We start from the raw sequence: 12,386 nt of genomic DNA, 5'->3' as shown, positions 1-12,386 counted from the left end.
GGCGCGGCTCGGCTGCATCAAACCGCACACGGCGGTCCGGTGTGCGCTTCCACGAGGGCGCAATGGTCGCATGCGTTGCCTACGCGCCTGTCGCGGCGTATGGGTTGACCGGGGCGCAGTTACGTTGTTTGAAGGATCGACTCGGGGGTCTGTTTCGGGGTCCAAACTGCGCGACGCCGGTGCCCTCGTCCTGCTCTAAGGCTACATCCCCACCCGGAATCGTTGAGCTCACCGACAACGACCTCACCACCAGCGAATCAGGTACCCACTTGCCCCTCGCCGCGCATCCCGTGCTGTTACCGCCCGTCCTGGGTCAGCTCGTCACTCGATTCGCCGCACAGAATGATCTAGACTCGACCTTCGTCCGAGCGTCCATGAGGGTCACGATCGAGCGCGCCCCACCCGTACCGATCCACGCCGCACTGCGTCCATCGCACTGTGGGCATGGGGCCGCACTGTGGGCTTGGGGCGCCGAAGAGTGACTCGATGTATTTTGGTGCGGTTCTCGATCGCGGCGCGGGCGTGGGCCAGTGCGGTGTCCTTGTCGACAGTAGGGGAAACAGAGGCAGAGATAGATATTGCTGAGGGCCTTCCAGATTCGGTGCGCGAGGACCCCCACCGGACAGGCACCGACCGCTCACAAGAGCTGTGCACTCGAACATGGTGTCATCCCGCGACTCGGGTGGTCCCAAACCTTATCTGGGTTCGTCCAAGGCGCAACCTGGTTTGCCAGAATCGCAGCCTTCCCCGATCGTTAGACCCAGTCGTCCGAAACATTCCGTGACAAGCTCACTCTTGCACGGCCACGTACCGAATATTCCAGGTCCAGCCAAGAATTTTGGTTCATGAGTGTGTAGTTTAAAGACTCTAACCGGTTGTCAAACGCTATCGGTGATATCAGCAAATCTCCCGGCCAAGGCCAGTATGGCATCCGTATGGTATTCAACTATTCGACTACGAGGTATATCGAGGTTTCGTGACCACCAACGACCTAGATCTTCCGCTGCGCCGGAAATTATATGAGAATATGCCTCGATACGTTCGTGTCCCATATTTGGAGTTAGCACTTTACCGAGCTCGACAATTCGCTGCACCGACAATTCTCGCAAACGATCCAATTCGCCATCAACAGTAACATTGATTCCACGGGCATTGTTGAGCAACTCCCATGCTCGCGGGTTGCTCTCCAGCGTTCTGAAGTAAGCATCAGAAGCGCCCACGACTACATCTTTGAAGGTGTGAACGTTGGCGGCGCTGTCAAGTAGTGACGTCTCATATATCTCCCAAATTCGCGTTATACACGCAATGAAGATCGCTTCCTTCGACCGGAAATGCTCATAGACGACGGGCCTACTGACGCCCGCGCTGCGACGCAGTTCTTCAATGGAGAAACCATCGTATCCTTTAGTCAGGAAAATCTGCTCCGAAATATCCAGAAGCTGCTTGTGTCGAACCTCGCGGGGCACCCGCCCGTGCCGGTGACCCATCACAGCCGGAGGAGGGTCGGTTGACATTGCCATCACGCTAGCGTACACAGGATTACTTGGTGACGCTATGTGCACATTGTGTCAACGGACATCGACAAATGCGAAACCTAACCACTCAATCAAAGTGACCCCCATCCTCCACGGGCCGCGGCATCGAACGCGATCAAATGCACAACCGTGCAGAAGCGTGATCGCCTCGACCCATTCTAATGTTTGGCGAATGTCCTCACGAACGTGCTAATCTAGTCCAAAATTCTTTAATCAGCAGAGGCCAATACATTTGTCGGTATGGGTTCATGGCGATTGCTCCCTGCGCGCACATACGGAGAGCCATCGTTACTCATTGCGTCTGGGGTCCGCAGTCTGCACGCGCGAGAGAATTCGCGGTAGGCTGTCTGGTGGAGAAGCGAACAAATGCAGGGCTTGATTCCGTGTTGACGTTTACGGTGGCTCAACGCACTCTGCCTGGCTAGAAGAAGCTGAGCCTGGTCAGGCGAAGCGAACTCCGGTCCCTAAAACTATCGGCTGCAGTTTGCACATGCCGCCTCCGGGCAAGAACGGGTTACGTCCAAAGCATGCCGGGCCCAACTCGGCTGGACCGGACGCCATCGAATTTCCTCGGTGCGGATAGAGAAAGAAGGGTTGTGCGCGGAACGTCGTTTAGCTGGGATAATTGCACGCCCTGGCAGCGCAGAAAGACGGTGATGAGCCCGCTGGCATCTCCCTCAAACTGTAGTAACGAGTCGATTTCACTACTCGGCTGCTTCGCCGATTTGGTCTGAACGATCCTCTCCAATCACCGAACTCATTTCACGGGGCCCGATGTGATCGAAGGACTGACGTCAGCGATTACAAGATCTTCACAGAGAACGTGAGAGGGTTTGGGCACCGTCGCATCCTGCGATAGCTACCCAAAGGTATCGAAGGAGTCGGCTACTCCCCCGGGAGTGCGCTTCGGGGCCGAACTGTCAGACACAGAGCAGACGCCGCTACACATCAACGACGAAGTAGTCGGCACGGTGGCGTCGAATCTGCTCGATGGGTCTAAGTCCGGCGCGTGACCGAACACGGCGTCGCTGCAGAGTCTCCGTTTGCAAATGCAGCAACCGCGGCCGCAGTGCGAGTCCACCGCAATGCGGGGGTAGTGACCATGACCCGTGCGCATCTTTTCGCAGATTCTAGCCCGGACCGTGGGCTTCCCCCAGCAGGGTCTCCCCTGCAACGCACCCCAGCATTACGCTACCCTCCATCTCCTCGGGGAGGGGAACGCAACGTCGTCCAGCCCCCGACTGCTCAGCAGGAGGACACGGCGTACCCGGCCGAGTGACGCTACATACGGCGGCGGGTTGCCAGCAACTCACCTGTTGCCACCAAATCTGTTTTCCGACCAAACGCCAGTTTGGGCAACACACCGTCCAGTGGAACACGCGTACCTACATGTTGTCACCTACATCGCGTAGGGTGTACAACGATTCGCAGACAATCACAGGCGGCCGGAGCCTTCACTGACTAGTTTCATCGCCACCGAACATGAGGAAGTTGCAAGTGCACACACCAATTCCAAATACAGTTTGCCGCCGACGATCCGGTCGCCTCCTTGTTCCCCTCCTAATCGCAGCTGCATTTCTGACTGTGACACCAGGCGTTCAATCAGCGCATGCTGACCAACCGTGGCAGGCATCACTCCCATCGAATTTTCAACAGGACTTCATGTGGGGTACCGCGTCGTCAGGCTTTCAATCCGAGGGATCTGCACGCGACAGCAACTGGACGCGGTATGTAGACAGGGGACTCACCGAAGACGCCGCCGCAAACGCTGTCGATTTCTTCAATCGGTACCGCCAGGACATCCAGTTGGCGAAAGAACTCGGTACTACGGTGTACCGATTCAGCGTGGAATGGTCCCGAGTGCAGCCTGCACCCGGGACATGGGACGAGAATGGATTCGCATTCTACGATAACGTCGTTGAGGCTATCGTCGATGCTGGAATGCGACCGATGATCACGCTCGACCATTGGGTTTATCCGGGATGGGAGGTCGATCGCGGCGGCTGGAAGAACCAGAGCATGGTCGGCGATTGGTTAAGTAATGCCACCACCGTGGTCGACCGATACGCGCCCTACGACCCGCTGTGGATCACGATCAACGAACCGACCTTTTACGTCGCTAACGAGGCTCGCTTCGGAGGAATCGGCATCTCCGATATCCCTCTAATGTTCGATCGACTCGCGCAAGCACACAGCTCGATCTACGACCATATCCATGCCGTGCAGCCGAACGCGATGGTCTCAAGCAACGTTGCGTACGTTCCCGGGGTCAACGCCTCCGTTGATACTCAGTTTCTCGACAAAGTCGCTGAAAAGCTCGACTTCGTCGGCTTCGATTACTACCTTGGCCTTTCGGCCCACAACCTGAACATCCTCGCGCCGTTGTTAGCGAATGAAGGGTGGAACGCACCGACAGAACCGGAAGGCATCTACTATGCCCTCCGCCACTACTCGCGAAAATTTCCCGACTTGCCGCTTTACATCGTCGAGACGGGACTGTACACAGATAATGGGGAGCGGCCGGACGGATACAAGAGAGATGCCGCATTGCGTGACAGCGTGTACTGGGTTCAACGGGCTGTAGCCGAGGGTGTCAATGTCATCGGGTACAACTACTGGAGCCTAACCGACAACTACGAATGGGGAAGCTACAGAACTCGTTTGGGGTTGTATAGCGTCGACGTCCAGACCGATCCGACCCTCGAGCGTCGTCCGACGGAAGCTGTCCACGCATTTCGAGAGGTAATCTCCGACCAGGGAGTTGCAGCAGACTATCGTCCTACACGTGCGCCGGCAGTGTGTTCCTTGGTCGATCCACCGTTCAGTTGCACCGAACCGGCGACGGTTCCCGGTCGTTGAGCGCAACTCCACCATTATTTGCCCACCCTGGAAGTGTGTCCTTGATCTTCCGAGCGGCGAGCAAATGAACGGTAACCTTCGTCAAACGTTCCTGGCGCAGCCAACGTGATCGCGACCGTTTCTGATCCAGCTTCGGTTGGCAAACCTGTGTCACCAGGACAGCGCTAAGACGTAGCCGGTAAATCATGCGACCGGGCGCGTACCCACGACCTCGTTCGTGAGTCGAATTCGACGTTGAGCAGTGCTATCCAGTTGTGATGATCAGCTCCGCTTCAACGAAGCTCCTTTCGGAGCTTATCGCGGTTTTTTGGGTGCAAACATTTATCGGTTGGATTAACGATGTCGACCGCGGCGATCACAGCCAGCGAACAGCGGATCCTGCACAAGAGATTTGGCGGCCCGACTGTTGACCCCGTTGATTTAGCCAACTTGCATTGGGCTCATGCTTTCAAGCCTGCGTTCCGCCGTCGATCGTGGGATATATCACCGAGTAGGGAGTAACGCGGATCGATAATCACCGATAAATTTCCGGGCGACTCCACAGCCCGCCCACTATATGATTGGAGAATCAGGCATGGCGAGTTATACGTCGGTGTTCAAGGCTGCCAGTATGGCGTGGCGTCGTTTCTCGGTGATTGGCACAACAATCCTGGCACTCGCAGTCGGTTTCGCACCACAAGCCGTGAGTGCGGAATCGGGCATGGTCCGTTACACCGGAGCTGGTGGTTATCAAGAATTATGGGTTCCCTCGTCGATGGGTGATATCAAAGTCCAAGTCCGTTGGGCTTCCCGTGGCGGTACCGCGTCGCTCTATCTTCTCGATGGCTTGCGCGCCCGGAACGACAGGAACGCGTGGAGCTTCGAAACGAATGCTATTGACCAGTTTGCTCAGGACAATTTGACATTGGTAATGCCAGTGGGCGGTGAGTCCAGCTTCTATTCCGACTGGTACAATAAAAGTAATTTCAATAACCAAAAAGTCGCTTACAAGTGGGAAACTTTTTTGACCCGCGAACTGCCCGCGTACCTACATCGGTTTGGAGTGGACCGCTCAATCACCGGAGTAATCGGCCCCTCCATGGGTGGCACAGCTGCAATGACATTGGCGGCTTATCATCGTGATCAATTTCAGTTTGCAGGATCTCTATCTGGATATCTCAACACATCTGCGGTGGGTATGCGTGAGGCAATCCGTTTAGCGATGCTCGACGCGGGTGGGTTCAATTCCGACTCCATGTGGGGATTTCCTTGGGACGACGCGTGGTTGCGGAATGACCCTTTTGTGTCGGCAAGCCAGATGCGCGGTCTTTCGATGTATGTCTCTACGGGAAACGGGATCCCGGGGCAATTCGATCATCCTCGCGTGTTGCTTGACTATTACAACACGGCCACAGGAATGGGTTTGGAGTTCTTGTCGTTCGCTCAGACAATTGCCTATCGGGTTCGAATGGCGACGCTTGGAATCGATGCCACGTTCAGGTTCAACGGAGGTATTCATTCTTGGCCGTATTGGTCGGCTGAACTGTGGAAAGCACGTCCGCAGATACTTACTGCATTGAATGCGTGGTGATCCTGGGGCCGGTGGACTGTCGTTCGATAAACAAGAGTTGGTCCAACGCCATTGTCATCGGTAGGTGCCCGCTTCGGCCCAATCAAAGACAGCCGACCGCGTCTCGGTCACTCGACGAGTCGAAGACCGAGATAGCCACACAGCTGCCAGCTAGACCTCGCCGCTTTCAATCCTACTTCCCACGCTGCGTCGTTGCCCGCACGGGCGCTGAGGCAACGCGACTTTGGAGCGCATAGGCCGTGTGATTGACTCCGCACACGTCGCCTGCCGATGCTGAGTAAGACGAACTACTCAGCGAATCGTTTACCGGTGTGGTCGGGTTCGGACTTGTTGAGTCCGGGGACATATGAGACATGAGAATATCCAGGGACATGAGACACACGGGCTGTGGTGATGCTGCGGGGCACTGTGACCGGCTATGGAGTAATCCGTGGCCGCGAGTGGGGTCTGTCGTCTGCCATGAGGATGGGACCAGCGTGACCTGATTTTTGCCAGGGTGATGGGACCACCTGGATTGTCGGTTATGGGACCACCGGCGCGCCTTGCCGGTGGTCCCGTCGTTTGCTCGTTCGATCGTCTGTGACAGCACGAAGTCCGTCACGGAGGTCGGTGAGCATGGCTTTTCGGGAGATCAGTGTGAACGAAATCAGAGAAGTGTTACGGCTGTGGCTCGGAACGGCGGGCCTGCCCGCACCGGGACTGCGCACGATCGCCGAGCATGCCGGTGTGGATCGCAAAACGGTCCGCCGATACGTCGAGGCAGCCCAAGCAGCCGGCCTGACCAGAACCGACGATGTCGGCGCGGTCAGCGACGAGGTCATCTCAGCGGTCGTCGCCACTGTCCGCCCCGACCGACCCCACGGTCACGGCGCAGCATGGGAGCAACTCGTGCCCCATCAGGAGCAGATCACCAAGTGGGTAGCAGGCGATGGTGAACGCAAACCGCTCACCATCGCGAAAATTGAAGTGCTGCTTGTCCGCCAAGGATGCGTGGTGCCGTACCGGACACTGCACCGGTTCGCGACCGAGATGTGCGGTTTCGGCCGCAAGAATCTCACCGTCCGCGTCGTCGACGGCGAACCCGGGATCGAATGCCAGATCGATTTCGGGTATCTGGGGATGCTCACCGACCCCGACGACGGGCGGGCCCGCAAAGTCCACGCCCTGATCTTCACCGCGGTCTACAGCCGACACATGTTCGTGTGGCTGAGCTATTCACAAACGTTGGCGGCGGTCATCGCCGGCTGCGAAACAGCATGGAGGTTCTTCGGCGGCGTGTTCGCTGTCCTGATCCCGGACAACCTCAAACCTGTTGTCGCCGACTCTGACCCGATCACTCCACGGTTGAGCGATGGCTGGCAGAAGTTCTACAACACTGACCGTCGCCACAGTGCCGTGAACATGCCCCCTGAAGAGGCATGGAACCGCGCTGCAACCCTTTGCGGCCCGCAGCACCTACCCACCCAGGTCGACGCCACAGTCGGCACCCACTCCTTCTCCGACTCGGGCGTGATCTCCGTCGGCGACCATACGATCTCGGTCGGACCGTCCCACGCACACAGTCGCGTGATCGTCCTGCGCGACGGCAACCACATCACCACCTACACGGCCAGCGGAGGAGTCCTCGGCCACCCGCACCTGAACACCGACAAGCGTTACCAAGGAAAACTCCACCGCCCCGCAGCCTAAAATCATGTCTCACATGTATCGAGATACCTGTGTCCACATGTATCAAGACAGCACAGTCGGCTTCGGAATTAAGCCGGTCATCATTCATTCGATTAAAATTTACAGTCCCTCTCCCCATCAACGCTGCCCTCGCCCGGTGTGCACAGATCCGATCGACCAGTGAGCCGCCGATGGCAACTGGCGTCTATGACCACGCTTCTCCTTCCTGCAATCATCGCGGGATGGACTCAGCTGGACGCGAATGCAAAGCCGGATTTCGAGCTGCCCCAGGCACGGAAGCGTGAATCAGCAGCGTGGGGTGGGTGCGAACCGATCCGCCAAGTGATGACGTACAACCGGCAAGTTGCAGTTGCGAGGCGGTTACCCACGGCCCTGCAACCTCTGCCGTCGACCGCGTCGATGACCTGGTACCCAACCATCTGGCCGTGAGCAACTTGTTGCAGCCGGGTAGTAAGACATCAAGTGATCGGGCATCAGCGGTCGGTTACCAGGCTCAGACGTTGGTGGACCTAGTCGGCGTCATGGTCTACGTCTGGTACGTACACCGACTCGTCCCGAACACTGCGTCAATGCGACGCAAAGGTTTGCGCTTAAGGGCATCTTAGGACCTGACACATTCGGTTACCCACGCAATGAAGTTGGTGGCGGCATCTCCCGTCGTCTCGGCTTGGGTGTGGCCGAGTCCCCATACTGTTGCGAAGTCCACGTTGTCGATGCCCTTGTTTCTTAACGCCAGATTCAAGTTGACCTCGGTGGTGCTTGCGGTGTCACCCTGCATGATTCCAGTGCGGATACGCCAGTTCGGTGCCACCGTGGAGGTGCCGAAACCGTCGTAGGTCTGCGACAGGTAGTACATCGGGTTGTACATGTTCATCCGGTAGGTCACGTCCTTGCCGGTAGCATCCACTTCGGCGAGTGCTGTGTCGTATGCCGCGTAGCTGTATTCGTCGTTCCAATCCTTCAACCCCTGGTAGCGGGATTCTTTGTCCGCAAGCACATCTCGTGAGATCTGCGCGAAGTGTCGACCCTCGGTGCCGAGACCCATCACGACGTTCTCGGTCTGCTGCGAGGTGATCCCGTCGAATGCGCCGACGTCCTTGCTTGCGGACTTTTGACTGTTGGCGAACCCGCCGAGGGTGAGCACGGTGGCCGAGTTGGTAGCCGCATCGTAATCGACCCACGTGCTGTCCTGGTTGAGATAGGCAACGTATTCCGCCACCGTCGCATACGTCGTCGACGCTTCCGTCGTTGTTTGGCCGGAAGAGCTCGGAGCTTCTCCAGTGGGTGCCGCTCCGGATTGCGGGGCAGCACCGGAAGGCGCATCTCCGGACCCACCCATGCCGGCCATCGACTGAGTGTTCGGCGTGTAAGGGAACGCCGTGTAGGACAAGAAGTCGTTCAGAGACGTCTGTACGACCGAGATCATATGGTCGTAGTACGTTCCTGAAAGGAAGTGTCCTGAATCGGATTCCGTCAGTTCCAAAACTTCGCCTGCATCGTTCTTCAAAGCCAGACCGTTCTGGTATTCCGCGAAGGCATTCGCAAGATCGCCCGAGTACGCGGCTGTCCACGTACCGTCGGCGCGGGTACCGGACGAGGCGAACTGGCCCATGTTCCATTCGTACGATGCGTTTGCGTAATCGAGACTGGTGATCGGACACCACGCCATCACTCCGGCGATCGCATCGCTGATGTCGGAGCCATCCGACTCCGTCGTTGCCGCACCGAGCGCCTCCAGGTACGGGGTGTAGAGATCACTGTCGCCGGATGCGCCCATCACGGCGCTCTGCGCGCCACCGCCGCTATGCCCGAACACGAAAATCTGCTCGACATTGCCCGCGATGGAACCGCGGTTGTACTTAACAAAGCGCACCGCTGATTTGAGGTCGACCACTCCCCAGGGAGCGTTGCCCGTGTACGTGTCCGTCTGAGAGTCCTTGCCTCGCAAACCCGCAGCGACATAGACGAATCCGGCCTGCATGTACGCGGACACCTCGTCGAAGCTGTATTCGCTCGGCGGCGTCTGCGCGGCGTACCCGGGTGTGTTCACCGGAAATACGATCGGAGCGGTCTGCGCGGTGAATTCACCGACAGCTCCAGCACTGTTAAGCTCCACGCTGTAGGTCCCGTCCGCATTTTCTGTGCCGGTGAAGTACTGACCGGGAACATAGATTCCCAGCGTCTCGTAGTCCGTTGCCTGCGGCTTTGCGACGTATTGCCTACCGATCTGGTAGTACACGTCGTTCGCACTGTCGTAGTTCCACTGTGCCTGGTCGAGCGCCAGGGTCGGATCGGTGACAACCGTCGTTTTCGATGACGAGCTGCAGGCAACCGCACTGAAGGCAACACCGAGTCCGACGATCATTGTTCCGCGAAGAAATGCGCGTCTGTCCAAAATCATTGTCATAAGCCCCTGTCTCGACGAATTCTCCGTTGGCAAAAAGTAGCACCAGGCCCCGGAGACGATGCGGTGAAAGTACCGCACCACTGGTTCGGAACGCCCCGGACCAGTGGTGCTCGGTCACGCAGAGCAGACCTCCTGCGCGGCAGCCCAAGCGTCCGCATCGACACCCGGGGGCGCGCTGGACGCGTCGGGCGCACCGCCGGCCGGCATCTCCCCAGACGACGGCGGGATTCCGCCCGCAGGCGCATTACCGGCCGAGTCCATGTCCGGGGGTGCTGCGATTCCGTTCGCCTCGAGGCATGCCTGCAATTCGGCATCGACAGCAGGCAGTGAACCGGCCGTTGTGGCGCCGGGCTGCGGCGCGGACGAGGTGGAAGCGTCGGACGAGCTGCACGCTACTGCACTACACACCACGGTAACACCGATGGTGACCAAATAGATTCGACGCTTCAGTGAAGTCATGCTCATTCGGAAGGCCTTCCCTTCTCTTGCTGGAGGGGTCTATTACACCTGCCGAACTCGAGCTACTGCTGCGACAACGCTGGGAGGTTTCTGTCGAACGTCTAGACGCGCGTAAGTAACAGTGCAGTGGTAATCACTGATGTGTCGGCAGGGCCATCAAGCGCAGGTTTCGAGTCCGTACGCCGCTGTCCTAGCGAGTGCGCTTCAGTCCAAGTGATGTGCGACTTCTGCTTTATCCTCGCCCAGTCGCGATCGTTGTGACCGGGAACACTCAGTCCCGCGGCGTCAAAAGAGGAGGTCGGCACCTGCCACACCGTCGACAACAAGATGCCCACCCGCATCAACAAACTTATCGACGCTGCACTGCGAGACCTCTATACCGGAATTGGCAACCCGAGCCCCTGAAGTACGCCCTCGCAGGCGGATGGTCACGACGAATTAAACATCGAACACCGACTCATGTACCTGCCACCCGAAGGCGACTCTCCCGATCTCATCATCGTGTCTGCCAGATACCACTGCAGAAACGCAGTGACGTGGCACCGAGCGTCAATAGTGTTCGCACCTCGACCATATCGGGAGGGACTGCCCTGAGTTCAGTTGACTGTCGGGGTTGAGTGGTTCAGGCCGGGTGTGCGGTCTGGTTGATTGTCTCCAACTCGATAGGGGTGAGTTTGCCGAGGCGTCGTTGGCGGCGCTTTCGGTGATAGGTCCGTTCGATCCAGGTCACGATTGCCAGCCGTAGTTGCTCGCGGGTCGACCATCGTTGACGGTGAGGATGTTCTTCTGCAGGAGGGCGAAGAATGACTCCATCGCCGCGTTGTCGCCGCATGCCCCGGCGCGGCCCATCGATCCGCGTAATCCATTGCGAGACCACGCGTGCACGAACTTCCTGAATCGGAACTGGCTACCGCGATCCGAGTGAACGATCGTCCCCACCGAGCCTCTCTGCGCCACAGCATTATCCAACGCGGCCACCGCCAACGAGGCCTTCGTTCGGGAGTCGATCGAGTAGCGGACGATCCTGTTGGACCACACGTCCTTGATCGCGCACAGGTACAGCTTGCCTTCGTCTGTACGGTGTTCGGTGATATCGGTCAGCCACAGCTCATCCGCGGACGGTGCGGTGAACAGCCGATCCACGGGGTCATCGTGGACCGTCGGGCCGGCTTTTACTGTTCAGGCCGCGCTTCTTGGAGAACACGGACCAGATGCGTTCTTGTGAGCACAACCGTGCGACGCGGTTCTCGCACGCGGTGATGCCGTGGTCGGGTAGCTCGTCGGCGATGAAGCGGTAGCCGAATGCTGGATCGTCCGCATGGATGGGCAGTGTGGATCAGGTGAGCATCGTCCTAATCTCGTTGCTTGACTTGCTGTTTCTTCCATTTTTGAATGCTTGGGTGGAGAATCGAGAACCAGGCAGGTCGCTGTGACGGGGACTCCGTCGGCAGCAGGGTCGAGGATCAGCATTGGGGGCACCTCCCGCTTGCGGGGGAAGATCATTTTGGGAGGACGTCTCGACTCAGATAGGCGGCGGCTCGCCGCAGAACATCGTTTTCCTGCTTGAGTAGGCGGTTACGCTTCTCGAGCTCCTGCAGCTCAGCGGATTCGTCACTGGGTTCCGCCGGCCGTCACGACAACGCCGCCTTCACGATCGGCAATCTTCATCCAGCGGTGTGGGCACCTTCGCAGATTCCGAAGTCTTTCGCGATCTGGCGCAGCGGAGCCTCGCCTTTGCGTGCGACGGCGATGACGTCGCGGCGGAACTGCTCGGGGAATGCTTTCGGCATGGGGAACATCCTTCCACCATGAGGAGCGACCTACATATATCAGATGTCAACCAAAGCCGGGGAATTCCCAGCCGACT

Annotated in this window: 6 protein-coding genes and 2 pseudogenes; 3 read left to right on the top strand and 5 right to left on the bottom strand. The window is 58.2% G+C overall.

What is annotated here, in order from left to right:
* Positions 1-878 precede the first annotated feature (878 nt).
* Entirely contained in the window at positions 879-1,514 is a 636-nt protein-coding gene (locus tag CH292_RS26610) for a TetR/AcrR family transcriptional regulator (RefSeq protein ID WP_179278106.1), read from the bottom strand.
* A 1,456-nt stretch (positions 1,515-2,970) separates the two neighbouring features.
* Positions 2,971-3,168 (bottom strand): hypothetical protein, encoded by a 198-nt coding sequence (locus tag CH292_RS29515; RefSeq protein ID WP_256978597.1) that lies wholly within the window; start codon positions 3,166-3,168, stop codon positions 2,971-2,973.
* Here CH292_RS29515 and CH292_RS26600 point away from each other — a divergent pair.
* From CH292_RS26600 to CH292_RS26590, 3 genes and pseudogenes are all read left to right on the top strand, one after another.
* Positions 3,120-4,394, top strand: a complete 1,275-nt coding sequence (locus tag CH292_RS26600) for a family 1 glycosylhydrolase (protein WP_256978593.1) — start codon at positions 3,120-3,122, stop codon at positions 4,392-4,394. The two genes, CH292_RS29515 and CH292_RS26600, sit on opposite strands and share 49 nt — an antisense overlap.
* Before the next feature lie 610 nt (positions 4,395-5,004).
* Positions 5,005-5,964, top strand: coding sequence for an alpha/beta hydrolase family protein (locus tag CH292_RS26595; RefSeq protein ID WP_094656228.1), 960 nt, complete (start codon positions 5,005-5,007; stop codon positions 5,962-5,964).
* A gap of 615 nt (positions 5,965-6,579) precedes the next feature.
* A pseudogene (locus tag CH292_RS26590) lies at positions 6,580-7,323 on the top strand (IS21 family transposase); the annotation flags it as partial.
* Between the two features lie 931 nt (positions 7,324-8,254).
* Here CH292_RS26590 and CH292_RS26580 read toward each other — a convergent pair.
* The 3 genes and pseudogenes from CH292_RS26580 to CH292_RS26565 all read right to left on the bottom strand — a co-directional run bounded on the left by CH292_RS26580 (position 8,255) and on the right by CH292_RS26565 (position 12,309).
* The gene (locus tag CH292_RS26580) at positions 8,255-10,060 is read right to left on the bottom strand and encodes a subtype A tannase (RefSeq protein WP_094656168.1); all 1,806 of its coding nucleotides are present in this window, start codon (positions 10,058-10,060) and stop codon (positions 8,255-8,257) included.
* Between the two features lie 114 nt (positions 10,061-10,174).
* Positions 10,175-10,525 carry a hypothetical protein gene (locus tag CH292_RS26575; RefSeq protein WP_256978592.1) on the bottom strand — a complete coding sequence of 117 codons (351 nt, stop codon included), beginning with the start codon at positions 10,523-10,525 and terminating at the stop codon, positions 10,175-10,177.
* Positions 10,526-11,141: 616 nt separating this feature from the next.
* A pseudogene (locus CH292_RS26565) lies at positions 11,142-12,309 on the bottom strand (IS3 family transposase).
* Positions 12,310-12,386 lie beyond the last annotated feature (77 nt).

The organism is Rhodococcus sp. 14-2470-1a (genome assembly GCF_002259425.1).
In the GTDB taxonomy this organism is placed as follows: domain Bacteria; phylum Actinomycetota; class Actinomycetes; order Mycobacteriales; family Mycobacteriaceae; genus Rhodococcoides; species Rhodococcoides fascians_E.
This window is presented reverse-complemented; position numbering and strand designations above follow the sequence as displayed.

Coding starts and splice junctions, on each gene's coding strand:
- CH292_RS26610 (WP_179278106.1), bottom strand. CDS start 1,514: ATGTCAACCGACCCTCCTCCGGCTGTGATGGGTCACCGGCACGGGCGG.
- CH292_RS29515 (WP_256978597.1), bottom strand. CDS start 3,168: ATGCCTGCCACGGTTGGTCAGCATGCGCTGATTGAACGCCTGGTGTCA.
- CH292_RS26595 (WP_094656228.1), top strand. CDS start 5,005: ATGGCGTGGCGTCGTTTCTCGGTGATTGGCACAACAATCCTGGCACTC.
- CH292_RS26580 (WP_094656168.1), bottom strand. CDS start 10,060: ATGACAATGATTTTGGACAGACGCGCATTTCTTCGCGGAACAATGATC.
- CH292_RS26575 (WP_256978592.1), bottom strand. CDS start 10,525: ATGAGCATGACTTCACTGAAGCGTCGAATCTATTTGGTCACCATCGGT.